We start from the raw sequence: 25,272 nt of genomic DNA on the forward strand, positions 1-25,272 counted from the left end.
ATAAATAATTGATTCTGTAACGTTAAGATATGAACGCATTAATTACGACTGCTGTATTTGGAATTGTTCTGATGTTCGTGGGACTGTTTGTCAAGCAACGGCAGTATATCAAATATTTTGCGATCGCCGGCACGGTGCTGGCCTTCATCGCTAACCTGATGGACGCGCAATGCGGATTCGGCACGCTGCACGGCATGGTGGAGGTAAGCTCCTTCTCCGTGTTGTTCAACGCTGTAGCCATTGCCTCCACCGCACTCTATTTCCTCCTTTGCGGAAGCGCATTCGAGAAAGTAGGGGAGGATGTGGCCGATTATTTCGCGCTGGTATTCTTCATCCTCGCAGGTATTATGATCACGGGATCGTACAGCAACCTGCTGATGCTGTTCCTCGCCATCGAGATCATTTCCATCCCCCAGTACATACTGGCCGGTGCGGATAAAAAGAACCTGAAGAGCAACGAAGCATCGCTGAAATACTTCCTGATGGGCTCCTTCACCACGGGGATTCTCCTCATGGGTATAGCCCTCATATATGGCGCCACCGGTACTTTCGATATCCGTGAAATGGGCCTTGGTACCGGTGATCTCAGCCCGCTGGCATTGTGTGGTATCACCCTGCTGGGCTTCTCGCTGGCATTCAAAGTGTCTGCCGCTCCCTTCCACTTCTGGACGCCTGATGTGTACGATGGTTCACCCACCGTGTTCACTGCATTCATGGCTACCATTGTGAAAGCCGCCAGCTTTATCGCCTTCATGCGCCTCTTCCACGTAAGCTTCTCCGGAGGTAACGTAAGCAGCCACTGGCAGGTTATCCTCGCTATCATTACTGCCGCTACCCTCATTATCGGTAACCTCACGGCGGTGTTCCAGCAAAGTGTGAAGCGCATGCTGGCCTACTCCAGTATCGCACAGGCAGGCTTCATGCTGTTTGCCATTGTGGCGCATAACGAAATGGCCAGCCAGGGCCTCATCCTGTATGCAGCAGCCTACAGTGTGGCCACTATCGGCATCTTCGCTATCCTGCTTAAACTGAACGATTATACTTTCGATGGCTTTAACGGTCTTGCCCGCAGGCAGCCGCTCGTAGCCCTCGTGTGTACGATATTCCTCCTGTCGCTGGCGGGCATCCCGCTTACTGCAGGCTTCTTCGCGAAATACTTTGTACTGAGCGCTGCCATTCAACAGGGCAACCTGCTGTGGCTGGTGATTATTGGTGTGCTTTGCGCAGCAGTGAGCGCCTACTATTACTTCCGCGTAATCATCGCTATGTACTTTAAACAGGGCGAAGCGGATGCAACGGAAGTTACCCCGGGCTTCAAGGCCCTGCTGGTAATTGCCGCAGCTATCGTGATCGTACTGGGTATTTTCCCCAACCTGCTGCTGCAGTACCTGTAAGCGGTTAAGATAATTTTTACGGAACGGCATGACCAACGCGTCATGCCGTTTTTTTTGTGCTATTCTGTAGCCTGTAAGTCCTACAGATGAGAGAAAACCGTTAACTTTAGTCAACGGTCGTTATGCGTACTAAAGATGTATTTTCCCTCGCCCTGCGCTCCGTGAGCGCCAACCGCCTGCGGGCGGGCCTTACCGTACTGGTAATAGCCTTTGGCATCATGGCACTCGTGAGTATCCTCACGGTGATCGACGCGTTGCAATACAAGATCTACGACAGCTTCGCCAGTATGGGCGCCAATGGTTTCTCCATCCGCAACAGGGAGATGCGCATCCGCATGGGGAATGGCGGTGCTGCAGTAAAAGGAACCAATACCAACCGCCGCCGCGTACGCACTTCCAATCAGAATAAGGTGATCACCTTCGGGGAAGCCATGGAGTTTAAGGAAAAGTATGATTTCCCTGCTACCGTAGGCCTGCTGTTCCGTGCCGGCGGGGGGATGACGGTTTACCGGGAAAATTTCAAGACCAACCCTAACGTTCAGGTGATAGGGGGAGATGAGAACTACCTGCAGCTTAATAACTACAATCTTCAATACGGGCGCAACTTTACGAAAGCCGATATAGAGTCGGGGCGTAATGTGGCCATATTAGGAATGGATGTGGCCAAAACGCTGTATGGCGATTTCCCGGAAAGAGCCCTCAATACCAACGTCCGCCTCGGGAATGTACGGTACCGGGTGATCGGTATCCTGGAAAGTAAGGGGAGCAGTAATATGTTCAGTGCGGATAATGTGCTGATATCCACTGTAACCAGCACAAGGCGGGTCTTTAACCGGCCATGGGCATCTTACCAGATCAATGTGAACGTGAAGGATGTTAAGCTGATGGACGAAGCCATAGGCGAAGCTACCGGCGTTTTCCGTGTTGTGAGGAAGATGGATGTGAATGAGGAAGACAATTTCTTCATCAGCCGGAGCGATAGTATAGCAGAAATGCTGTTCCGGCAGCTGGGGATGGTGACGGCGGCAGCCACTATAATCGGATTGATTACCCTGTTCGGATCTGCGATAGGGCTTATGAATATCATGCTGGTATCTGTTGCGGAGCGTACCCGGGAGATCGGGGTGAACAAGGCACTGGGGGCCACGGCGCCTACCATCCGGCTGCAATTTGTTTTTGAATCAGTAATAATCAGTCTGTTAGGCGGACTGCTCGGTATTATACTCGGGATATTGGTGGGCAATGGTGTTGCCAGCCTCATGGGCTCCAGTTTCTTCATTCCCTGGGGCTGGATCACGTTCGGGATAATTGCCTGCGCCTGTGTGGGCCTTGTATCCGGGATCTATCCCGCGGTGAAAGCTTCCCGGCTGGATCCTATTGTGGCGTTACGGTACGAGTAAGGCCAGATTATTTCTCCTTTTCTCATTTTTCGAAAACTTCTAACCTCAGTCGAAGTGACATTCGAGATTATTCAATCCCGATAATGTGGCTATTGAACAACCTGATAATCAGGCCGTAAATAGTTTGATTTTTATCAATACACCCCAACCACCCCTCAAATACATCTTCCGTATATTCCAGTACAACAAAAACTTAAAGTAATGGCAATCTTAGATTCCATGATTCCATTTACCGGTAGAATCGGTAATGTCATTTCCTACAAGCGCGATGGTAAGCACTGTTTGCGCTCTGTACCCACGCATGTCAGGCAAACGGATAACACCCGCCGGGCAGCTAAGTATTTCGGTGCGGCCAGCCGTAAAGGCGCCCTCATCAGGAGCGCTATTTCTCCCGAGCTGGACATTTACCCCGACAGCTACCTTGTGAACCGGCTTAACAGCTACATCATGAAGGCGGGGAGGAACAACCATGCCGGCCTGGTGAACTTCCGGTTCAATGGCTACACAGGGCTTGACAAGCTGCTAACACAGCCGCCGGTATTCTCTAAAGACGGTACCTTACGCATCCCGGCGCAGCGCCTGGAGGCCTACAGCAATCTCTACGGTTCCGCTAAACAGCTGGAAGTAAAACTGATCGCCACCCGGATCGATTTCGCTACCCGCAGCATTACCGGCTCCGAAGCAGTGACGATGACCATCGACCTGGAGCAGCCATTCAACGGTGCCGGAATGTCCATAGACGTACCAGGGAAGGGTACACTGCTGGTAGTGGTGCAGGCAAGGCAGTTTGTAAAAGACGGTGATATCCGTGACCGGAAGTGGTATGCCGCCGATATTGTGGCGGTTGTAGAGGAGCAGCAGCCTGAAGGATCCCTTGCAAAACCCAAATCCCATAAGAAACTAACCGGCATACCAGCGATGCCTGCCCGCAAGGCCACTGCTACTCAAAACAGGCAGGCGATCAATAAACGGGAATAGCCTCGCGCCATTACTGGATTTTTTGTTGTAAGAAGCTCATAATCAAACAATACGGAACCCCAATCTACACGGCAGGCCACTCCTCCGCCAGCCATTGCCATGGGCTGCAGGCGCCCAATCTTCACTTTACATGCCTGTTACATGCTCAACTTCACCTACAGACCAGTTCCACATCACCACCGCATCACCTCCGCATCAAGTCCACGTTATCGACGTACTTCACTCGTATTATAGCCGTACTTACTCCTAAGATGACTAAGAGTTACTGTCTTCTAACTTAATACATACCAGCTTGAGTATGCTTACAGTAACATTTCTGTATCTACTCATTAATGTACCCTGAAGGGAGGAGCAATGCAACAGTATTGGAAATGGGAGGGGGCCATATGAAGTCAGGAGGGAGTTGGGTATGGAAAGAGTGGCGCTGGTCCGGCAATGGTTCTGTTAACAGGCTTGAAGCATGAAGTAACATAGCTGCCGGGTAATGCAAATTCAAGCAAATGGATTGTAAGCAGGGGGAAGATTGATGATGAGGAATATGAGTGATGTTGAGGGGTAGGGGGCATAAAAAAAGCTGCACCGTTACCGGTGCAGCTTTTTTAGTATGGTGAGCGGGAGACTACTCGGCTACCACTTCGAATTCCAGTTCGGTTTCGCTTCCTTTACCGAAATCGAGGCGGGCTTTGTATGTACCCAGTTCTTTCACATCACCGAGGATATGGATACGACGACGGTCGATCTCATAACCTTTTTGTTCTTTAATCGCGCGGGCGATCTGAACGCCGGTAACAGAACCGAAGATTTTACCGGAGGTACCGGTTTTAGCACCGATTTTCACCGGAGATGCTTTCAGCACTTCCACCACTTTAGCGATTTCTGCGAGCATTTTCTCTTCTTTCACTTTCTGCACTTTCAGGCGCTCGTTGAGTTGCTTCAGGTTAGACTCGCTGGCCTCTACGGCGAACTTTTGAGGGATCAGGAAGTTCCTGGCGTAACCGTTCTTTACGGCTACCAGTTCATTCTTCTGGCCCAGATTGTCTACGTCTTGTATTAAGATTACTTGCATTGTTTCTTACTTTAAAAGGTCAGTAACATAAGGCAACAGCGCCATTTGACGTGCTTTCTTGATAGCCTCGGCCACCTTACGCTGGAATTTCAGCGAGTTGCCGCTGATACGGCGGGGCAACATCTTGCCCTGGTCGTTCAGGAACTTTTTCAGGAACTCGGCATCTTTGTAATCTACATACTTGATACCCAATTTCTTGAAACGGCAGTATTTCTTCTGGCGCTTCTCTTGCTTAACCGCGGTTAAGTACTTGATCTCTTGTTTAGGTTTTACTGCCATAACTTTAAGCTTCTGCGGGTTTAGGTTCAGCATCGTAGTTACCTTTCTTCCGGGTGTTGTACGCTACAGCGTGCTTGTCCAGTTTGGTAAACATGTAACGCAATACATTTTCATCGCGGTTGAGCTGGATCTTCAGCTTCTCATTGAAGTCGGATGGCGCAGTGTACTCCAGTACCAGGTACATGCCCGTGGTCTTCTTCTGGATCGGATACGCCAGTGATCTAAGGCCCCAGGGATTCTCGTGCACAATTGCACCGCCATTGTCTTTCACAAGGTCAGCGAATTTTTTCTGGGCAGCTTTGTAGTCTTCCTCAGAAAGCACAGGGGTAAAGATCACCATCAATTCGTAGTTTGACATAATTTTCCCTTGTTAGTGATTTAAAATTAAAATGGAGTGCAAAGATAAAAGGTTTTTTTGGATTAATTCGCTTTACTGGCGCGATTTTCCACGAAATTTAAAGCCCAATCCCTTACCTGTCGCACTCCTGCACCCAATTCCCCGCAACTGCCTGTAAATCAACCCCTCCATTTTTAGCCGGCCGGTCATCTTGTCAGTCGTACCCCCCGTGGCACACCCTTTGGTAAGGTTTCTCCGTCTAAAAAACTGATAAACATATGCAGAAAGGTGCCATACGTGTACAAACGGAGAACATTTTCCCCATTATTAAGAAATTCCTCTATTCAGATCATGACATTTTCCTCCGCGAGCTCGTCAGCAACGCAGTAGACGCTACCCAGAAACTTAAAACCCTGGCCAGCGTTGGTGAATTTAAAGGCGAAATGGGCGACATCGCCGTTACCGTTTCCCTCGATAAAGAAAAGAAAACCATCACCATCTCCGACCGTGGCGTAGGCATGACGGCCGAAGAAGTAGATAAATACATCAACCAGGTAGCCTTCTCCGGTGCAGAAGAATTCGTGAAGAAATATAAAGGCCAGGGCGATGGCGCCAACATCATCGGCCACTTTGGCCTGGGATTCTACTCCTCCTTCATGGTATCCTCCCAGGTAGAAATCTTCACAAAATCCTGGAAGCCTGATGCCACCCCCGTTCGCTGGGAGTGCGACGGCAGCCCCGAATACCAGCTGGAAGATACAGAGAAGGAAGCCCGCGGTACAGATATCGTATTGCATATCAACGAAGAAAGTGAAGAATTCCTTGACGAACACCGCATCCGCACCATCCTCGAGAAATTCTGCCGCTTCCTCCCCGTTCCCATCAAATTCCAGGACGAACAGATCAATAATACCACCCCCGCCTGGGTTAAAAAGCCGTCTGAACTTACGGCAGACGACTATCAGGCCTTTTATAAAGAACTCTATCCCTTCGCGGAACCCCCGCTTTTCTGGATCCACCTCAACGTAGATTACCCCTTCAACCTCACCGGGATTTTATACTTCCCCAAGATCACGAAGACCTACGAGATCCAGAAAGACAAGATCAGCCTCTACTCCAACCAGGTTTTTGTAACCGATGAGGTGAAAAACATCGTACCCGAGTTCCTCATGCTGCTGCATGGCGTGATCGACTCCCCCGATATTCCCCTCAACGTAAGCCGCAGCTACCTCCAGGGCGATCCTAACGTAAAGAAAATCAATGCCCACATCACCAAGAAAGTGGCCGACAAGCTGGATGAAATGTTCCGGACCGACCGTAAATCTTTCGAAGAGAAATGGGAGCATATCGCCCTGTTCGTGAAATACGGGATGATGACCGAAGACAAGTTCCTCGATAAAGCGAATAAATTCCACCTCCTCGAAGATATCGACGGCGGCGCCCTTTATACCCTCGAAGAATACCGTACTGCTGCAGCTGCACTCCAAACCAATAAGGAAGAGAAGCTCGTGATCCTTTACGCTACCAACCCCATACAGCAGGACAGCTACATTTCCGCTGCCAAAGCCAGAGGGTACAAAGTGGTGAAAATGGAAACGATGGTAGATGCCGGTTTCATCAATCACATGGAGCAGAAATGGGAAAACGTGATGTTTACCCGGGTAGATGCCGATATTACCGATAACCTCATCAACCCCGATTCCACCTCGCAGAGCGTGCTCAGTGAGGAGCAGGAAGGTAAGCTGAAGGATCTGTTCGGTGCACAGGTGGCGCTCCCGCATGTGAAAGTGGAACTGAAAGGCCTTGGCGCACAGGACCAGCCCGTTATTGTAACCCGTGGCGAACTGATGCGCAGGATGAAAGACATGGCAGCCATGGGCGGCTCCGCTGCAGCTTGGTACGCCGGTATGCCCGATGAGGTAACCATGACCGTGAATGCGAACCACCCCATCTTCCAGCGCATCCTCGGTGAAGGAAATGGTGTGCTGGCAGAAAAGCAGGTGCGTAACCTCGCCGATCTGGCACTGCTTTCACAGGGCCTCCTTACCGGATCAGACCTCACAGCTTTCGTGAACCGCAGCGTGGAACTGATGGAAAAGTAAAAAGATTGTACTATGATTTATAAAAGGCAAAGCATTCCGGTGCTTTGCCTTTTTTTATGAGAGAAGAATTAATGCATGCAGAAAAATTAACTCCGGTGAAGCATAACTGCTTGCACATTAGATTCCGTCATCAATTATAATATATCCATCTGTGTTGGGTTGTAATCCGCTGCCAGTAAGGGTTTTGGTATAGATGTTGTTTGTTTTGGAACGTTGAAAAACCATAAACTCACTGTATCTTTAATGAAGCACTTCAGTATGCATATACGCATGATTGGCACAATTGCAATTGCCGTTTTCCTCTTTGCGTGTGGCCGTGAAAACGACGCAGCGCCACGGCCTGCCCCTGCCCCGGGAGTTCCGCAGGATACCGTAAAGGTACCACCGCCGGGCCCTGCAGAGCAGACGGGTGTTACCGCCCGCAAGGTCCGCAGCCCGAAGAGCGTTACTGACTTCCTCCTGCAATTACCTGAGACATATAATAAGGACGCAAAAAAATGGCCCGTGATCATTTTCCTCCATGGTGTGGGAGAGCGCGGCAGCGATGTGAATATGGTGAAGAGGGCCGGCCTGGCTGCTAAAGCTGCCAGAGATCCGAATTTTCCTTACATCGTGGTTTCGCCCCAGTGCAAGGAAAATGGCTGGTGGGATTCTCCCAGCCTGGAGATACTGCTGGACCAGGTATTGAAAGATTACAGAATAGACCCGGCGCGCGTGTACCTGACGGGCCTGAGCATGGGTGGATACGGTTCGTGGGACTGGGCCCTGTTTAAGCCGGAGCGCTTTGCAGCCGTGGTACCCATCTGTGGCGGCGGAGTTCCCTCAAGGGCCTGTGTGCTGAAGAATATGCCGGTATGGGCTTTTCATAATGCCGACGATCTTACGGTGAACGTACAGGGTTCCCGCGACATGGTGAACGCCATCCGCGCCTGTGGCAGTACGCTCGTAAAATACACAGAGAATCCGACCGGCGGGCACGATTCGTGGACAAAAGCCTACAATGACCCCGCACTGTACACCTGGCTAAACCAGTATACAAAGAAATAAAAGCGAAGAATAGCTGAACAGTCCCGCAGTCTTACGGCCGGCGGGGCTTTTTTATGCGGTTATGCTCCGGCGGGCCGAATATCGATGGCTTTAAGCTGGAGGGTGGTAGTGCCGTTCCATTCGTTTTCTTCCACCGTAAATACGAGATCGAATGGTTTTTTGCCGGAAATCAGATCGAATTTATCAGCCATAAAGAACCCGATACCTGAAAACGGCGTGCCATTACGCTGGCGTACAGAAAGTTTGATATGCTCATCTTTCACGATACGGGAAAATCCGGTATCGGTCAGATTGCGGGCAATGAACACCGGGCGGAGGTTTTCCGGCCCCAGGGGTTCGAACTGGCGGAGGATATTATAGAATGCAGGAGTGAGGTCAGACAGCCATACTTCCGTATCTATCACGATCTCGGGAATGAGGAGGTCAGGGGTAATGGTGGCAGAAACCACGGCCTCGAAGCGCTCCTGGAAGGCAGGCACGTTTTCGGGCTTGAGGGTCATGCCGGCAGCATAGAAGTGGCCGCCATAGTTTTCGAGGAGGTCTTTACACTGGTGGATGGCTTCATATACATTGAAGCCGGATACCGAGCGGGCGGAGCCTGCCACTTTATCATTACTCTGGGTGAGGATGATGGTGGGCCGGTAATAATATTTATCAATCAGCCGTGACGCCACAATACCTACCACGCCTTTATGCCAGTGAGGCTGGTAAAGCACGGTTGATTTACGGGCAATCATGGCCGCATCATTCTGGATAATGCTCACTGCTTCCTGGGTAATACTCATATCGATACCCTTGCGCTCCTGGTTATCGCCATGCAGCATTTCTGCAATGGCCAGTGCCTTTTCTTCATCTTTTTCCATGAAGAGGTTAACAGCTTTACGGGCATCGTCCATTCTGCCGGCGGCGTTTACGCGCGGGGCAATTACAAATACCAGGTTGGAAGTGGTGAGCTTTTCCTTCAGGTTACTGAGGGTGAGCAGGGCTTTAATGCCGGAGGAGGGAGCATCGTTCACCTGTTTAAGGCCATGGAAGGCCAGTACACGGTTTTCACCGGTCATGGGAACAATGTCTGCCGCTATACTGGTGGCCACGAGGTCGAGGTACTGATATACCCCTTCCATAGGGAGACCTTGCTTTTGAGCGAGGGCACTGATCAGCTTAAACCCGATCCCGCAGCCGGAAAGCTCCTTGTAAGGGTAGGGGCAGTCGGCCTGTTTTGGATTGAGGATAGCCACGGCGGGTGGAAGGATGGCATCCGGCAGGTGGTGGTCGCAGATAATGAAATCGATACCGATAGAGGCGGCATGGGCAATGTAGTCGACAGACTTGATGCCGCAGTCCAGCGCAATGATAAGGCTGAAGTCGTTATCGCGGGCATATTCGATGCCCTGCATGGAGATGCCGTACCCTTCGCGGTAGCGGTGGGGGATATAGAATTCTATATTATCGTACTGTTGTTGCAGGAAGCCGAAAACGGTGGCTACGGCAGTAGTGCCGTCCACATCATAATCACCATACACGAGGATTTTCTCGCGGCGGAAGAATGCTTCTTCCAGCCGGGAAACTGCTTTGTCCATTCCTTTCATGAGCCAGGGATCGTGCAGGTCGTCAAGTGAAGGGCGGAAAAAGTGGCGGGCTTCTTCAAATTTCGTGATACCTCTTTGTACCAGTAATCGGCAAAGGAGGGGGTGGATTTTTAAAGCTGCCTGGAGCTGTTGCTCCTGTGATGGTTGATATTTCTTTACTGTCCAGCGTTTCTGCATGCAATTGTATTATAGGGAAGCGTCCCGCGATCTGGCTACATCCGGTTGTAATATAATGATGATTGCCGTATTTCCGCCAAAAGCGGGAAATTCTCCGGAAAAAGGAGAAAACGGCGTTAGAATTTACGATCGGTCGTAAAGCGCACGAGTGATTCGAGGCCTTTGCGGATGTCGTTGTCGGGGAAAGTATGGAGGATGGCGAGTGCTTCGTCGCGGTACTGGAACATTTTTTCGCGGGTGTATTCGATGCCGCCGCTTTCATTGACCATGGCGATGACTTCGTTGACGCGGTCCTTATCAGTATTATGATTTTTCACAATATTGATAATTTTACGGCGGTTTTCGGGCGAAGCGTGCTGGAGGGTGTAGATGAGGGGGAGGGTCATTTTCTTTTCGCGGATATCGATGCCGGTGGGCTTACCGATATTGGCGGTGCCATAATCAAAGAGGTCGTCTTTGATCTGGAAAGCCACGCCTACTTTTTCGCCGAAGAGGCGCATTTGTTCGGTAGTTTCGTCGCTGCCGGTGGTAGACCATGCGCCAGCGGCGCAGGCGGAGGCGAGGAGGGAGGCTGTTTTACGGCGGATGATCTCGAAGTAGATATCTTCTTTAATATCGAGTTTGCGTGTTTTTTCGATCTGGAGGAGTTCGCCTTCAGACATTTCCTTCACGGCCTGGGAGAGGATCTCAAGACTGCGGAATTCTTTATTGGTAACGGAGAGGAGGAGGCCTTTGGAGAGGAGGTAGTCGCCCACGAGAACGGCTATTTTGTTCTTCCACAGGGCGTTAATGGAGAAGAATCCACGGCGTTCGAGGGAATCGTCGACCACATCGTCGTGCACGAGGGTGGCGGTATGCAGGAGCTCTACCAGTGCGGCGGCGCGATATGTGTTTTCGGTGATGCTGTCGCTGAACAGCCGTGCGGAGAGGAGCACGAACATAGGCCTGATCTGTTTGCCCTTACGCTTTACGATATAGTGCATGATCCGGTCCAGCAGAGGAACATGGCTTTTTACAGCTTCGGCAAACTTTCCTTCGAAATCGTGTAATTCCTTCCCTATCAGTTGTTTAATTTCCTCCATGCTATAAATAAAAAGGTACGCTAAGCTAGCCCTAAAATCGGACATTTTGCAAATTTGGCCCCGAATTTGTATACATTAGCTGGATGTTCCTTAAATTAGCGTTTAATATTGAAGCACTTATCAATGCAAATAAAATCGCAAGAAAAATTTGTATATTCATTTAGGATTTTTACCTTTGCTTGGTAAAAAACGCGTTAATTGTAAAATCTTTAACAGTTTTTAAATAAAAAACAATTATGGCAAGCAAAAAGTACTTACTACTGGCAGGTGCAATGTCCGTTCTGGCTGCATCTCCTGGTTTTGCGCAGGTTAAGCCCACATATGATGCCCTGGACTCCTCAAAAGTTTCGGCAAAGCGTATGGCGCAATTCAACAGCTTCAGAAACAACCAGTCTGACTACCCCGCAAAACCCCGCGACATGTGGGAACTTGGTGTCCACGGTGGCTACCACTTCATTAAGGGTGATGTTTCCGCTCTTCCCGGTTTCGGTGGCGGTATCTCTCTGAGAAAAGCACTCGGTCACACATTCTCTGTTAGAGCTGAATATACCGGTTCTTTCGATTACGGTCTGGACTATCAGCTGAAAGGTCAATCCATGGGCCCTGCAGGCGTTTCCTGGAATCCTACAGCAACTGCAAACGGTGGTTACATCGTTCCTAACTACAAAACCGCAACTCACCAGCTCTCTCTGGACTTCATCGCTTCTCTGAGCAACATCCTGTTCTACAAGGCACAGCCTAAAGTAAACTGGTATGTACTCGCTGGTTATGGTCTGATGCTGGCTGACGTAGACGTAGACGCGCTGAACGAATCAGGTGCGGCTTACAACTACTCTTCCATCGACTTTACCCGTAAGAAGAAAGACATCCGTAAAGATCTGAAAGACTTCTACGACCGTAAATATGAAAGCAATGCACCTTCTCAGGGCAACCGCGTTCAGATCGGCCGTCAGGACGACAACCAGCTTCTCCGCCATGCGCTGAATCTGGGTACTGGTATCGCGTTCAAAGTGTCCAAACGCTTTAACATCGGTATCGAAGAGAAAATCACCCTGCCTTTCGACGATTATCTGGACGGCTACCGTGCAGGTGCTTTCGACGACAGCAAAGACTTCTTCTCTTACACCAGCGTTCGTCTGAACTTCAACCTGGGCAACCCCAACAAACGTGTTGAACCACTCTGGTGGGTTAATCCCCTGGATTTCGCCTACAACGAGCTCAACAGCCCCCGTCGTATGAAACTGCCCGCTCCCGTACTGCCTGATGCTGATGGCGACGGTGTAACCGATCAGTTCGACCGCGAACCTAACACTCCTGCTGGTGCTCCCGTTGATTCTCACGGTGTAGCTAAAGATACAGACGGTGACGGTGTTCCTGATTACAAAGACAAACAACTCATCACTCCGACTTACTGCCAGCCTGTTGACGCTGACGGTGTAGGCAAATGCCCGGATCCTGAGTGCTGCTCTAAAATCCCGACTGTTACCTGCGCTAACCTGGTATTCCCCAGCGTTTCTTTCAAAGGAAGCACTACTAAAGTTTCTTCTGAGAACGAAGCAATCCTGAGCAGCGTAGCTAACACCCTCCGCTCTAACCCTTCCTGCAACATCCTGGTTACCGGCCACGCTGGTGCCAAAGGCAAGAAAGGTGGTGTTGACCTCAGCAGCCGTCGTGTAGACGCTGTTATCGACTACCTCGCTGAAAAGCAAGGCATCGACCGCGGTCGCTTCATCAAACAAAACACTCCTGGCGACGCTGGTACCGTGGATCTGAATCCCGCTAACTAATACCTCGCTTAGGTAAATAAAAAAAAGAGGCTGCCTCATCAGGCAGCCTCTTTTTTTATGGCCGTTACCTTCCTCTTTTTTTTTGCTTTTGTGAACCCCCGGCCCCCCGTTCCCGTTTTATTTACAACGCGTTTTTTACTTCTTGCAAATCCTGATTATTTATCACTAAATTTGACCAGCCTAAACTTCACATTGTTTATAGCGTGGTAAAAGACTTCAATAAAGCTACCCTTGCCGGCATCATCGTTGCGCTGGGTATCATCTACGGCGATATCGGTACTTCTCCGCTCTACGTGTTTAAAGCCATTGTAGGAACCAACGAAATCAGTGACCTGCTGGTTATCGGCGGTATCTCCTGCATCATCTGGACACTCACCCTCCAAACTACCGTAAAATATGTTATCCTCACCCTCAAGGCGGATAACAAGGGAGAAGGCGGTATCTTCTCGCTATACGCCCTCGTCAGGCGGCACGGTAAATGGACCGTCGTTTTCGGAATGATAGGAGGGGCCGCCCTCCTCGCCGATGGTATTATTACACCGCCTATTACAGTGACTTCTGCCGTGGAAGGGCTGCGCACGCTACCCGTACTCAAAGACCTCGGTACAATAACCATCGTGAAGATCGTAGTGCTGATCATCTCCGCGCTTTTCTTCATGCAACAGTTTGGTACCGTATCTATCGGCAAACTGTTCGGCCCCATCATGGTGATCTGGTTCGGAATGCTCGCCATCCTCGGTATCATGCATATCGCAGACGATCTTTCCGTTCTCAAAGCATTCAACCCGTACTACGCCGTAAAGCTCCTCACACTCTATCCCCATGGGTTCCTGCTGTTAGGAGCTGTTTTCCTCTGTACCACAGGGGCCGAAGCCCTCTATTCCGACCTGGGGCACGTAGGCCGCGGCAATATCCGCGTTTCCTGGATCTGGGTAAAGGCCAGCCTCATCCTCAACTACCTCGGGCAGGGTGCCTGGCTGCTCACGCAAACAGGTCAGAAGCTGAACGGTGAAAACCCCTTCTTCCTCATCATGCCGGAAGGGTTCGTAATCTTCGGGGTACTCATCGCCACCATCGCTTCCGTAATCGCCTCCCAGGCCCTCATCTCCGGCTCGTTTACGCTGATCTCCGAAGCAATGCGCCTCAACCTCTGGCCCAAGCTTAAAATCAACTACCCTACCGAACAACGCGGTCAGCTCTTTATACCCGGCATCAACATTATGCTGTTTGTCGGATGTGTATCCATCGTTTTGATTTTTCAGGAGTCGTCGAGAATGGAAGCGGCATATGGCCTGTCCATCACCCTCTGCATGCTCATGACGTCCTGCCTCTTTGCCTTTTATCTCTACACCCGCCGCGTGAAGCTGTGGTGGATAGGGCTGTACCTGGCAGTATACCTCACCATCGAATTCTCGTTCCTCCTCGCTAACCTCGTGAAATTTACCCACGGCGGTTACGTTACAGTGATCGTAGGCGGCGCCCTTTTCATGGTCATGTACGCCTGGTTCCGGTCCCGCAAGATCAAGAACCGCTACGTGGAATTCGTGCGCCTCGAAGATTATCTGCCCATCCTGCAGGAACTCAGTAACGACTCCTCCATCCCCAAATACGCCACGCACCTCGTTTACATGAGCAGTGCAGACAATCCCAAGGAGATCGAACATAAAATCATCTATTCCATCCTCAATAAAAAGCCCAAACGGGCCGATATTTACTGGTTCGTGCATGTAGACGTGGTGGATGAACCTTACATGAGCGAGTACACCGTACAAACCATTATCCCCAACGAAGTGATCCGTGTAGAGTTCCGCCTCGGTTTCCGTGTGGAGCAACGCATTAACCTCATGTTCAGGATGGTGGTGGAAGATATGGTGCGCAATAAGGAGGTTAACATTACCAGCCGCTACGAATCCCTCAGTAAAAACAATGTGGTAGGGGATTTCCAATTTATCGTGATGGAAAAATTCCTCTCGCATGACAATGATCTGCCCCTGCACGAAAGGATCATCATGCGCATTTATTTCATGCTGAAAAAGATCGGACTGTCGGAGGAGCGTGGCTTTGGACTGGATTCCAGCTACGTGACCATCGAGAAATTCCCGCTCGTGGTAGCGCCTGTTACCAACCTGCAGCTGAAAAGAGTGGCCGACCGGCACAGATTTGAGGACTAACGGGTTGCAGGGATGGGAAGCTAGCACTATATTGTGAGCTTCGTCCTTACGCAATTCGTCATTTATGATAAGACAACTAGTAGCCACCGGCATGTTCGTGGCATATTCCATTACTGCACTGGCACAGGATGGTATCCGATCCGACTTTACGGAACTGAAAGACTGGCGGAAGGTAGACCCCGCCGCCTGGAGCGCCATCAGGCCCGGTACACATGTTCAGTTCGGGACGGCCGATATACGCTATGATAAGCTGTATGCCCCCGAAGCCTCCAGCCTCAGCAGCTCCTGGAACGGCCATAGCTGGAAAAACGAAAAGATCCACACACAGTTCGTTATTTACACCACCCAGGCACAGCCCGGTGTTACCATCTCCCGCTCAGCACTTACTGACGGTAAGGGTAACACCATCCCTGCAACAGCAGTTTCCACCGGTTTCCTCCGGTATGTTATGACCGATGAGCTGAACAGCGAAGGCGGCGGATGCGGTTACCGTAAGCCCGGAGAATATGATTCTTCCCTCGTGGCAGACGCGATCGATTTCAAGACGTCCATGAACATCGCCGCCAATACCACCCGGCCCGTTTGGCTCAGCATTAAAGTACCTGCTCAAACTGCTGCCGGTATCTACAAAGGCACCGTTACAGTTAAGAACAACAAGGGCGTTGCCATCAAAACCCTCACTTACAACATTACCGTTAACAACCGTACGCTCCCCGATGCCAAAGACTGGGCATACCACCTGGACCTCTGGCAGAGCCCATACGCGGTGTCCCGCTATCATAACGTAAAACCCTTCAGTAAGGAACATTTCGACGCTATGCGGCCTTATATGACCCAATTAGCAGGCGTTGGCCAGAAGGTGATCACCACAAGTATCATTTATGACCCCTGGAACAGCCAGACCGAAGATATTTATGGCGATATGGTAAAATGGACCAGGAAGCGCGATGGCTCCTGGACCTACGACTATACCGAATTCGACAAATGGGTGGAATTCATGATGGAATGCGGCGTTACCAAACAGATCGCCTGTTACAGCATGATCCCCTGGAACCTGAAATTCTTCTATAATGATGAAGCCACAGGTAAAATGATCCACATCGTGGCCAAGCCCGGCACCCCGGAATACGACGCCCACTGGCGCCCCATGCTGGTTGATTTCGCGAAGCACCTGAAACAAAAAGGCTGGTTCGATATTACCTGCATCGCTATGGACGAACGCCCCATGGAAGCCATGCAGGCCGCCATCAAACTCATCCGCAGTGTGGATAAAGACTTTAAAGTATCACTGGCAGGTAACTACCATAAAGAGCTGGTAAACGATATTTATGATTATTGCGTAGCCATCGGGCAGGACTTTACGCCTGAAGAGCGCGAAGCGCGATTCAGCAAAGGCTGGCCTACCACCTATTATACCTGCTGTACAGAAGGTTTCCCTAACACTTTTACCTTCTCCGCTCCTGCAGAATCTGCATGGCTGGGCTGGTTCGCAGCTGGGAAAAACTTCCATGGCTATCTCCGCTGGGCATATAACTGCTGGGTGAAAGATCCCCTGCAGGATTCCCGCTTCCGTGCCTGGTCTGCCGGAGATACCTACCTCGTATATCCCGGCCCCCGTTCCTCCATCCGCTTCGAGCGCATGGCAGAAGGTATTCAGACATTCGAGAAGATCCGTATCCTGAAAGCAGAAGGTAAAGGCCCTCAGCTGGAGAAAATACTGAAATCGTTCGAATGGAATAAACTGAAACAGAAATCGGCTGCAGAAATGGTGAATACCGCATCAGCAGTACTCAACAGCCTGTAAGTGATCAGTACATAATTAATGGATAAAAAAAATCCTCCGAGGAATCGGAGGATTTTTTTTAACACAACTAAAAAACAATCAAACTAATATCATCTTGTTCATCAATCAGGCTTTTTCCCGTCTAAGAACGTGTTAATCGTATTTATCTCGGTCTGGTTTTCACCGTTCTGACCGATTGTGTAGCTGGAATAAAAATGCTCGGCAGAGCCGGAGCCGTTATCCAGGTCGATGTTCCTGCGCAGGTATGCGGGGATGTTCTCGATTTCCTGGTTATTATCCATGTTCTTCACGTTAAAGCTGATGCTGCGGAGTTTGGCTACGCGCTCCAGTTGTTTTCTCTTTTGTTCATCTGCCTGGTCATCGTGCAGCTGTTGTGGCTGCGGGGGAGGAGCGGGAGCCTGAGGCGCTGCTTCTTCCCGGAAAACCATCTTCATTTCATCGGGCTGGTTTACATTGTTGTTGCTCACCGGCTCTACGTAGATGTTAGAAGGGCGGTTGAGGTAACCACCGGATGATGTACCGGTTGCAGGAGCGGCAGGCTTCTGCTGTACGGGTTGCGGCTCTGTTACTACTGCCTGCGGAGCGGGAGGTTCTACAGGCTCAATGTTGAGCGTATAGGTTTCGCGTTCCGGCTGCTGGGGAGCAGGGGGCATAAAGGATGCAGCACTGGCCGGGTGGGTAACCGTAGGCTCTACGAGGCGGGGTGCCATCACATCAATTATTTCCGGCTCATCCGTAAAGAGCATACCCTGGTTATGCATCTTTTTCTCTTCACCGTCTCCTCCAAGTGTCATCACGATTTTAGGCTCTTCCTTTTGCTCGGCAACGGCTGCAGCCTGTTGCTTAGCTTGGCGGATGGGGTTTTGCTCAAAGCCGGTGGCAATGATGGTAACACCCAGGTTACGCTCCAGCGTCTGGTCGTAACCTACACCGAGGATAACATCGCAATCCTCACCTGCCATGCTTTGCACGTAGGCCTGGATGATGTCCATCTCATCGAGTGTATGTTCGAAATCGCCTTCGGAAGAAGAGATATTGATAAGGATCCATTTGGCCCCGCGGATATCGTTGTCGTTCAGCAGGGGTGAAGTAAGTGCATCTTCGATAGCTCTCTGTGCACGGTTTTCGCCTTCAGCGAGGGCAGATCCGAGGATAGCCACGCCGCCATTGCGCATAACGGTGCATACATCGGCGAAATCGACATTGATCTGGCCGGTAGAGTTAATTACATCTGTGATACACTTAGCTGCAGTAGCCAGTACATTATCCGCTTTTTCGAAGGCAGCCTTAAATTTAAGGTCGCCGAACTTCTGGCGGAGTTTGTCATTGGAAATGATCAGCAGGGTATCAACGTAATCTTTCAGACGGTTGATGCCTTCTTCGGCCTGCAGCATTCTCTTTTTACCTTCATAAGAGAAGGGAGTGGTAACAATGCCCACGGTGAGGATGCCCAGTTCCTTACATATTTTGGCAATAATGGGAGCGCCTCCGGTGCCGGTGCCGCCGCCCATGCCTGCGGTGATGAACGCCATCTTGGTGTTCACCTCCAGTATTTTTTTGATTTCTTCAAAAGATTCTTCCGTTGCCTGCTCACCAATCCGTGGATTGGCGCCGGCTCCCAGTCCCTGCGTCAGGTGCGGGCCCAGCTGTACCTTGTTAGGTACAGGGCTGTTTGCAATAGCCTGTGCGTCGGTATTGCAGATAATGAAGTTCACCCCCTCAATGTTCTGACTGAACATATGGTTCACCGCATTGCTTCCTCCGCCACCAATGCCTATCACCTTGATGATGGAAGATTTTTCCTTTGGAAGATCAAAATGTATCATGACTCTAGCTCTTTATATGGGTTAGTATTAGTGGTGTACCGTATCCTACGCTACTTTGATCGTTTTTTATATGAACGTAATTAAATCGCAACAATCAAGCCGAAACCCTTACAGTTTGGCGTCTTCTTCTTCTGTGAACATGTCGATGATCTTTGTTTTCATCCTGTCCAGGAATCCTTTCAGTGATGCGTTACGCTCACGGGCCTTACGGTCCTGGCGTGCATCCGCAGTTTCTTCTTCTGCTTCTTCATCCATCCACTCTTCGGCAGACTCGGCCTGGCGGGCCACTCTTTCTTTGGCGAAGTAGCTGGTATTGATTTTTACGTAATTGTCTTCCATCGCGCGGAGGTCGTTCTCATAGTCGTTATAACCTTTGAGGATAAGACCAACGCAGGTGGCATACATGGGCTTCGTCAGCTCGTCGGTATGACCGCTGGCGAGGTGCTCATTCGGGTAACCGATACGGGCGCTCACGCCGGTAGTGTATTCTGTCAGCTGGATGAGATGCTTCAGCTGCGAACCGCCTCCGGTGAGGATGATACCGCCATTGAGCATCTTATTGTCCATACCGATCTGTTTCAGATGGTATACCACGAAGTCGAGGATCTCGCTCATACGCGCCTGGATGATATGGGCCAGGTTTTTCACGGAGATCTCTTTCGGGCTTTGGCCGCGAAGACCGGGGATGGTGATGTAGGCATTGTTCTTGGCTTCGTCCGCAAGGGCGTAACCGAACTGAACCTTCATCTGCTCCGCCTGAGTTTTCAGCACGCCGAGGCCGTTCTTGATATCGTTGGTAATATTTTCGCCACCGTACGGGATCACGGCAGTGTGTTTCAGGACGCCTTCATAGAAAACAGCCAGGTCGGTGGTACCACCACCGATGTCTACAATCGCAACGCCGGCTTCGAAGTCCATATCGCACATAACGGCCGCGGCAGATGCCAGGGGCTGGAGCACGAGGTCCTTGATACGGAGACCCGATTTTTCCACGCTGCGGTTGATATTGCGGATGGCGTTCTTATCACCGGTAATGATGTGGAAGTTCGCACCCACTTTCACACCACTCATCCCGATAGGATAAATAATGTTCTGCAGTGCGTCCACGATATACTGCTGGGGGATCACGTCAATGATCTGATCGCTGGCAGGGATAACCGTTTTATACTGATCGTTGATCAGCTGGTCAATGTCTTTCTGGGAGATTTCTGCATCGGTGTCGCTCCGTACAATGTCTCCGCGGGTTTGCAAACTTTTGATATGATGGCCTGCGATGCCGACATATACCTCGTTAATCTCGAGGTTTGGATTGGATGCATAGCAGTTTTCCAGTGCCTGTCTGATGGCCTTGATAGTCTGATCGATATTCAGCACCATACCGTGCTGTACACCGAACGATGGGGCTTTCCCGAATCCGAGGATTTCCAATTTCCCGTATTCATTCTTCCTTCCTGCGATGGCTGCTATCTTCGTGGTTCCAATGTCGAGACCTACAATGATGGGAGCTTCCTGATTCATGGTTCTTTATTGTTTTTAGTTGCGATTACGTTGATTAGGTTTCTGATATATTGCCCGAGGCTTTTGCCTGTCGCCGGTTGCCGGCTTCGGCGTTTTCTTCGGGGCTGGTTTTGCAGCGGTCTTCACCGGTTTCTTATCCGGATTTCTTTCCGCCGGTTTGGATGGTGGGGCCGCCACAGTAGCCGCCGGTGCGGCATGATCATCATCGTCCTGTGCCGCAATATCTGCTGCTGACGAATCTTTGTACATGGGCGGTGGAGGTGCGCTCTTCCCATCTCTTCTCGTCCCGATCACCTGATCCCTGAACGCTACATTAAGCCGGGTGTAGGTATTCCATCCTGCCTTGCTCAGTCCTTCCTTGTAAAAGACAAGCAGCCTGGCAAATTTGTTGGCCACATCCGTTCCTTCTCCGAAATAAACAATATGGTCGCCGAGCTTCGGGATAAACTCGAACTTCCTGTCTTCCGTGATTACCACCTGCTCTACCTGCGCATTCCAGAACGTGTCGGTAGCAATGAATGCCGCCATATCACGCATTTGGGCGAACAGCAGGCTGTCTTCACTGCGCAGCTTCACAGCATCAGCAGGGAAGTTGGTGAACACGGGTACTCTTGCAGAATACCTGTCAGATACAGGGATACGCTCACCGTCTCCATCGAGGTAAAAGCTGTTGCCGGAAAAAGTGAATACACGGGCGAGGGGATCGCGCTGTTCCACTTCCACCTGCAGCAGCTGGTTATTATCGATAAAGAGCTGTGCCGACCTGATCCAGGGATCCCTTTCCACGATCTTCTCCAGCTGGGCCAGGCTAACCTGGCTGATGGGCTTGCCCGTGGGGTTGAGGGATTTGTCGGCCGTAATAAGTGCTTTTACGTCTTTCACATCTACAAAAGCATTCCGGTCATCGCCCCGAAGGGAAACGCGGATACCTTTGCACTTGGCTTTTTCCTTATCATTCACCGCCGCCGCCAGCAATACGGCAAAGCCCGCCAGCACGCCTCCCCAGAGGAGGACGGTAGCGATGCGCTTAATAGCCGTTTTTGTTGTCGGTTGCATAGTGAATGAATATTGTTATTGTTTGTTTATAATATCTTTTAAAGGTTCCCGCAGCAGGTCAATATCTCCCGCACCTGCCGTGATGAGCAGTTGTGCATGGTTTTGCTGCAACCATGCCGGTACTGCATCGCGATCCATAATATGTACTTCCGGTCCTTTGATTCTGTCTGCTATCATCTGCGTGGTAACGCCTTCTATAGGCAATTCGCGCGCAGGGTAGATGGGCAGGAGGATCACTTCATCGGCCAGCGATAGCGTTTCTCCAAACCCGTCCGCGAAATCTCGCGTGCGGCTGAAGAGGTGCGGCTGGAAGATGACGGTACATTTCTTTCCGCTGAACAACGATTTGGCGCTGGTGATCAGTGCCCGCAGCTCCTCAGGGTGATGCGCATAATCATCGATATACACATGCCGGTCGTTCTTCACCAGGTATTCAAACCTGCGCCTTATGCCTTTGAAAGACGCTACGGCGTTACGGATCTTTTCGTTGGAGATACCAAGGATGTGTGCCACACCAATAGCGGCTACGGCATTTTCCACATTATGCATACCGCCGATGCGGAGCTGCACATTGTCGATCATCCAATCCTGCTGGATCACATCAAACTCATAGCCTCCGTCATCCATCCGGATGTTGGTAGCGTAGATGTCGGCAGCATCATTTTGCAGGCTGTAGTTGAGACGGTTGTCCCCTTTCAGCTCCGATCCGCGATGCAGGCCGTGTTTCACCAGCAATGTGCCGTTGGGCTTAATGTTGGCGGTATACTGAATAAAGGCTTTTTCTACTTCTTCGGCAGTACCGTAAATATCGAGATGGTCGGGGTCCATGGCAGTCAGCACGGCAATATCCGGACTGAGCTTCAGGAAGCTGCGGTCGTATTCATCAGCTTCTATAACTGCCACCTGCTTTTCGCTCGACCAGAAATTCTTTCCATAGTTAGCGCTTACCCCACCGAGGAAGGCATTGCAGCCATAACCTGAGTCGCGCAGCAGGTGAGCGATCATGGTGGAAACGGTGGTTTTACCATGGGTACCTGCTACGGTGATAGCGAAAAGGGCACGGGTGATTTCCTGCAGTACATCGCTGCGTTTCACCACTTCGTATCCGTTTTCGCGGTAGTAAACGAGTTCCTTTTGCGTAGCGGGGATGGCGGGCGTGTAAACCACGAGGCCTGCCTCCCGGTCTATCTGCGCCAGGTCTTCCGTATAATGAATGCGGATGCCTTCCGCTTCCAGTTGTTGCGTAAGTTGGGTGGAGGTACGGTCGTACCCGCTCACGATAGCTCCCTTTTCATGGAAGTACCGGGCGATGGCCGACATACCGATGCCTCCGATGCCTACAAAATAGATCCTATGTAATGAATTCAAATCCATCCTGTTATTTTATCAGCCCGAGCACTGCACGGGCGATGGTCATATCTGCGTTTTTATTGCCCAGGGGGGCAATGTTAGTTTCAAGTTGCTGCATCAGCGCTTTATTCTGTACGAGGCTTAAAGCTTCGTTAGCCAGTTTGGCGCCTGCTTCATTATCTGCAATCAGCAATGCGGCATTTTTATGCACAAGGCTTTCTGCGTTTTTAGTCTGGTGGTCTTCTGCCGCAAAAGGATAGGGTACGAAGATCACGGGTTTCTTTACAACGCATAACTCCGCGATAGCGAGAGCGCCTGCGCGGGAGATAACGGCATCGGCTGCTTTGTATGCAAAGTCCATGACGTTAATGAAGTCATATACTTTCACATGCGTGGCAAAAGGTGCTGCAGCAGCTTTGGCGGTATCGTAATACAGCTTACCGGTTTGCCAGATCAGCTGAATGTCTTTATTCACGAAATCCGCGAGGTGGGGCAGGAGGGCTTCGTTGATAGACTTAGCTCCGAGGCTGCCACCTACGGCAAACAACGTGGGTTTGCCCATCATGAGTCCGAAGTGGCGAATCGCTTCGTCTTTCGCTACAGCGCTCTGCGTGATGGACCCGCGTACGGGATTGCCGGTGTATAATATTTTGTCGGCAGGGAAGAAGGATTCCATTCCTTCATAACCAACGCAGATAACATTGGCTTTCCTGCCGAGGATCTTATTGCTTTTGCCCGCATAGGAATTTTGTTCCTGTATGAGGGTGGGAATGCCCATTTTCTGTGCTTTCCGGAGAATGGGGAAGCTGGCGTAGCCACCAACGCCTACCACCGCATCGGGCTGGAAGCGGCGGAGGATGTTGCGTGCATCGCGCAGGCTCTTCAGCAATTTGAAAGGCAGCAGGATATTTTTAAAAATATTGCTGCGGTTGAAACCGGCGATCTCAAGCCCTTCGATAGGATACCCTGCCTGGGGCACCTTCTCCATTTCCATTTTTCCTTTGGCACCCACAAAAAGAATCTCCGCATCCGCTTCGATCTTGCGGATGGCGTTGGCAATGGCGATGGCCGGGAAGATGTGCCCCCCTGTTCCTCCGCCTGCTATGATAATCTTGTGTGCCAAATAATTCAGTTTATATATTTATGCGGCCACTGCCGGGGCAGCTTCCGCTAGTTTATTTTCCGCTTCTTCCACATGCCGTGATACACTGAGGATGATACCGATAGACAAACTGGTGAATATCACCGACGATCCGCCCATACTTACCAGCGGCAGCGTTAGCCCCGTTACCGGTAAAAGATTCACGTTCACGGCCATATGCATCAGTGCCTGTATCACCAGCGTTACGCTCAGGCCCAGGGCCAGGAATGCACCAAAGGCATACGGACAATTCTTAAAAATCCGGATACTTCTGAGGAGTAAAATGAGGTATGCGCCCATCACCAAAAAGGCGCCAAAGATACCATACTCTTCAAGAATTATCGCAAAAATAAAATCGGAATACGGGTGCGGGAGAAAATTTCTCGCCGTACTGTTTCCGGGGCCCTTTCCAAGCAGTCCGCCATTCACAATTCCGATCTTCGCCTGCTGCACCTGGTAAGGCTCTTCATGCGCTTCTTTCGCTGTGAAACTCTCGATACGGTTCAGCCATGTTTTAGTACGGCCTTCCATTCCCGTGAGCTTCGCAACGCCAAACATCAGTACCACCAGCACAATGCCTGCTACTACCATCCCTGCCAGGTACTTCAGCGGCACACGGCCTATGAAGCATAACAGCATACAGCTGGCGCCCAGCAACAGGGCGGTAGACATATTTGCGGGCATAATCAGCGCGCAAATGATAGCCACCGGCAGGATGATAGGCAGGAAACCTTTCCTGAAGTCGGTTATCGTTGACTGCTTTTTAGACAGCTGTCGCGCTACGTACATGAACAGGGCCAGCTTGGCAATATCTGACGTCTGAAACGTCAGGTTAATTACCGGGAGCTTGATCCAGCGGCTCGCATCGTTCAGATTGGAGCCGAATGCCAGTGTATAGATCAGCAGCGGGATGGATAATAAGAATCCGATCTGCGCCACCCGGGAGTATATCGTGTAATTCACCCGGTGGGCGAAATAGATGATAAGAATCCCGAGGATCAATACCGACAACTGTTTGAACAGGTAGTATTCCGTATGCCCGCTGTAAACGCGGTATGCCAAAGAGCCTGTGGAACTGTATACTGCCAACAAGCTTACTGCAGAGAGGAAGAACACGATCGTCCAAATCACCTTGTCGCCTTTCGTCTTTTGAAGTAAGTTGTTCACG

General features: G+C 50.6%; 19 protein-coding genes. 8 read left to right on the forward strand and 11 right to left on the reverse strand.

From position 1 onward, the window contains the following. The first annotated feature begins 29 nt into the window (after window positions 1–29). From DEV76_RS21070 to DEV76_RS21080, 3 genes are all read left to right on the forward strand, one after another. Complete coding sequence (locus tag DEV76_RS21070) at window positions 30–1,394, forward strand: NADH-quinone oxidoreductase subunit N (RefSeq protein WP_109699927.1); 1,365 nt, start codon at window positions 30–32, stop codon at window positions 1,392–1,394. A gap of 122 nt (window positions 1,395–1,516) precedes the next feature. After that, entirely contained in the window at window positions 1,517–2,794 is a 1,278-nt protein-coding gene (locus DEV76_RS21075; protein WP_109699928.1) for an ABC transporter permease, read from the forward strand. A 201-nt stretch (window positions 2,795–2,995) separates the two neighbouring features. Further along, a complete protein-coding gene (locus DEV76_RS21080; protein ID WP_109699929.1) occupies window positions 2,996–3,772 on the forward strand; it encodes a hypothetical protein in 777 nt (258 codons plus the stop codon). A 619-nt stretch (window positions 3,773–4,391) separates the two neighbouring features. Here the strand turns inward: DEV76_RS21080 and rplI are convergent. Genes rplI through rpsF form a run of 3 tightly spaced genes read right to left on the reverse strand, consistent with a single transcriptional unit; the run spans window position 4,392 to window position 5,475 of the window. Next, window positions 4,392–4,838, reverse strand: coding sequence for a 50S ribosomal protein L9 (gene rplI, locus DEV76_RS21085; protein ID WP_109699930.1), 447 nt, complete (start codon window positions 4,836–4,838; stop codon window positions 4,392–4,394). Window positions 4,839–4,844: 6 nt separating this feature from the next. Next, a complete protein-coding gene (rpsR, locus tag DEV76_RS21090) occupies window positions 4,845–5,117 on the reverse strand; it encodes a 30S ribosomal protein S18 (protein ID WP_109700096.1) in 273 nt (90 codons plus the stop codon). Window positions 5,118–5,121: 4 nt separating this feature from the next. Then, the gene (gene rpsF, locus DEV76_RS21095) at window positions 5,122–5,475 is read right to left on the reverse strand and encodes a 30S ribosomal protein S6 (protein ID WP_109699931.1); all 354 of its coding nucleotides are present in this window, start codon (window positions 5,473–5,475) and stop codon (window positions 5,122–5,124) included. 257 nt (window positions 5,476–5,732) lie between these two features. Between rpsF and htpG the strand changes: the two genes are divergently transcribed. Together htpG and DEV76_RS21105 are read left to right on the forward strand one after the other, a co-directional pair. Next, a complete protein-coding gene (gene htpG / locus DEV76_RS21100; protein WP_109699932.1) occupies window positions 5,733–7,556 on the forward strand; it encodes a molecular chaperone HtpG in 1,824 nt (607 codons plus the stop codon). Window positions 7,557–7,799: 243 nt separating this feature from the next. Further along, window positions 7,800–8,603, forward strand: coding sequence for a carboxylesterase family protein (locus tag DEV76_RS21105; protein WP_198652153.1), 804 nt, complete (start codon window positions 7,800–7,802; stop codon window positions 8,601–8,603). Between the two features lie 59 nt (window positions 8,604–8,662). Here DEV76_RS21105 and recJ read toward each other — a convergent pair whose 3' ends face one another. Together recJ and DEV76_RS21115 are read right to left on the reverse strand one after the other, a co-directional pair. Continuing rightward, on the reverse strand, window positions 8,663–10,369 hold the full coding sequence (gene recJ / locus DEV76_RS21110) for a single-stranded-DNA-specific exonuclease RecJ (RefSeq protein WP_109699933.1): 1,707 nt from the start codon (window positions 10,367–10,369) through the stop codon (window positions 8,663–8,665). Window positions 10,370–10,485: 116 nt separating this feature from the next. After that, entirely contained in the window at window positions 10,486–11,451 is a 966-nt protein-coding gene (locus DEV76_RS21115) for a polyprenyl synthetase family protein (protein ID WP_109699934.1), read from the reverse strand. Between the two features lie 236 nt (window positions 11,452–11,687). Between DEV76_RS21115 and DEV76_RS21120 the strand changes: the two genes are divergently transcribed. The 3 genes from DEV76_RS21120 (at window position 11,688) to DEV76_RS21130 (ending at window position 17,213) form a co-directional block, all read left to right on the forward strand. After that, window positions 11,688–13,238, forward strand: a complete 1,551-nt coding sequence (locus DEV76_RS21120; protein ID WP_109699935.1) for an OmpA family protein — start codon at window positions 11,688–11,690, stop codon at window positions 13,236–13,238. Window positions 13,239–13,441: 203 nt separating this feature from the next. Next, entirely contained in the window at window positions 13,442–15,409 is a 1,968-nt protein-coding gene (locus DEV76_RS21125; protein WP_109699936.1) for a KUP/HAK/KT family potassium transporter, read from the forward strand. Window positions 15,410–15,473: 64 nt separating this feature from the next. Beyond that, a complete protein-coding gene (locus DEV76_RS21130) occupies window positions 15,474–17,213 on the forward strand; it encodes a DUF4091 domain-containing protein (protein ID WP_109699937.1) in 1,740 nt (579 codons plus the stop codon). 101 nt (window positions 17,214–17,314) lie between these two features. Here the strand turns inward: DEV76_RS21130 and ftsZ are convergent, their stop codons facing one another. From ftsZ to DEV76_RS21160, 6 genes are all read right to left on the reverse strand, one after another. Next, the gene (gene ftsZ / locus DEV76_RS21135; RefSeq protein ID WP_109699938.1) at window positions 17,315–19,039 is read right to left on the reverse strand and encodes a cell division protein FtsZ; all 1,725 of its coding nucleotides are present in this window, start codon (window positions 19,037–19,039) and stop codon (window positions 17,315–17,317) included. A gap of 108 nt (window positions 19,040–19,147) precedes the next feature. Further along, a complete protein-coding gene (ftsA, locus tag DEV76_RS21140; RefSeq protein WP_109699939.1) occupies window positions 19,148–20,557 on the reverse strand; it encodes a cell division protein FtsA in 1,410 nt (469 codons plus the stop codon). Between the two features lie 15 nt (window positions 20,558–20,572). After that, on the reverse strand, window positions 20,573–21,613 hold the full coding sequence (locus DEV76_RS21145) for a cell division protein FtsQ/DivIB (protein WP_109699940.1): 1,041 nt from the start codon (window positions 21,611–21,613) through the stop codon (window positions 20,573–20,575). Window positions 21,614–21,628: 15 nt separating this feature from the next. Further along, window positions 21,629–22,987, reverse strand: a complete 1,359-nt coding sequence (gene murC / locus DEV76_RS21150; RefSeq protein ID WP_109699941.1) for a UDP-N-acetylmuramate--L-alanine ligase — start codon at window positions 22,985–22,987, stop codon at window positions 21,629–21,631. 4 nt (window positions 22,988–22,991) lie between these two features. After that, complete coding sequence (murG, locus tag DEV76_RS21155; RefSeq protein ID WP_109699942.1) at window positions 22,992–24,086, reverse strand: undecaprenyldiphospho-muramoylpentapeptide beta-N-acetylglucosaminyltransferase; 1,095 nt, start codon at window positions 24,084–24,086, stop codon at window positions 22,992–22,994. Window positions 24,087–24,104: 18 nt separating this feature from the next. Beyond that, window positions 24,105–25,271, reverse strand: a complete 1,167-nt coding sequence (locus tag DEV76_RS21160; RefSeq protein ID WP_109699943.1) for an FtsW/RodA/SpoVE family cell cycle protein — start codon at window positions 25,269–25,271, stop codon at window positions 24,105–24,107. Between the last annotated feature and the right edge of the window lies 1 nt (window position 25,272).

Origin of the sequence: Chitinophaga deserti (assembly GCF_003149455.1) — a bacterium.
In the GTDB taxonomy this organism is placed as follows: domain Bacteria; phylum Bacteroidota; class Bacteroidia; order Chitinophagales; family Chitinophagaceae; genus Chitinophaga; species Chitinophaga deserti.

What these genes read in the sequence shown, in the direction of transcription:
- DEV76_RS21070 (WP_109699927.1), top strand. Translation starts at nt 30, where the DNA reads ATGAACGCATTAATTACGACTGCTGTATTTGGAATTGTTCTGATGTTC.
- DEV76_RS21075 (WP_109699928.1), top strand. Translation starts at nt 1,517, where the DNA reads ATGCGTACTAAAGATGTATTTTCCCTCGCCCTGCGCTCCGTGAGCGCC.
- DEV76_RS21080 (WP_109699929.1), top strand. Translation starts at nt 2,996, where the DNA reads ATGGCAATCTTAGATTCCATGATTCCATTTACCGGTAGAATCGGTAAT.
- rplI (WP_109699930.1), bottom strand. Translation starts at nt 4,838, where the DNA reads ATGCAAGTAATCTTAATACAAGACGTAGACAATCTGGGCCAGAAGAAT.
- rpsR (WP_109700096.1), bottom strand. Translation starts at nt 5,117, where the DNA reads ATGGCAGTAAAACCTAAACAAGAGATCAAGTACTTAACCGCGGTTAAG.
- rpsF (WP_109699931.1), bottom strand. Translation starts at nt 5,475, where the DNA reads ATGTCAAACTACGAATTGATGGTGATCTTTACCCCTGTGCTTTCTGAG.
- htpG (WP_109699932.1), top strand. Translation starts at nt 5,733, where the DNA reads ATGCAGAAAGGTGCCATACGTGTACAAACGGAGAACATTTTCCCCATT.
- DEV76_RS21105 (WP_198652153.1), top strand. Translation starts at nt 7,800, where the DNA reads ATGAAGCACTTCAGTATGCATATACGCATGATTGGCACAATTGCAATT.
- recJ (WP_109699933.1), bottom strand. Translation starts at nt 10,369, where the DNA reads ATGCAGAAACGCTGGACAGTAAAGAAATATCAACCATCACAGGAGCAA.
- DEV76_RS21115 (WP_109699934.1), bottom strand. Translation starts at nt 11,451, where the DNA reads ATGGAGGAAATTAAACAACTGATAGGGAAGGAATTACACGATTTCGAA.
- DEV76_RS21120 (WP_109699935.1), top strand. Translation starts at nt 11,688, where the DNA reads ATGGCAAGCAAAAAGTACTTACTACTGGCAGGTGCAATGTCCGTTCTG.
- DEV76_RS21130 (WP_109699937.1), top strand. Translation starts at nt 15,474, where the DNA reads ATGATAAGACAACTAGTAGCCACCGGCATGTTCGTGGCATATTCCATT.
- ftsZ (WP_109699938.1), bottom strand. Translation starts at nt 19,039, where the DNA reads ATGATACATTTTGATCTTCCAAAGGAAAAATCTTCCATCATCAAGGTG.
- ftsA (WP_109699939.1), bottom strand. Translation starts at nt 20,557, where the DNA reads ATGAATCAGGAAGCTCCCATCATTGTAGGTCTCGACATTGGAACCACG.
- DEV76_RS21145 (WP_109699940.1), bottom strand. Translation starts at nt 21,613, where the DNA reads ATGCAACCGACAACAAAAACGGCTATTAAGCGCATCGCTACCGTCCTC.
- murC (WP_109699941.1), bottom strand. Translation starts at nt 22,987, where the DNA reads ATGGATTTGAATTCATTACATAGGATCTATTTTGTAGGCATCGGAGGC.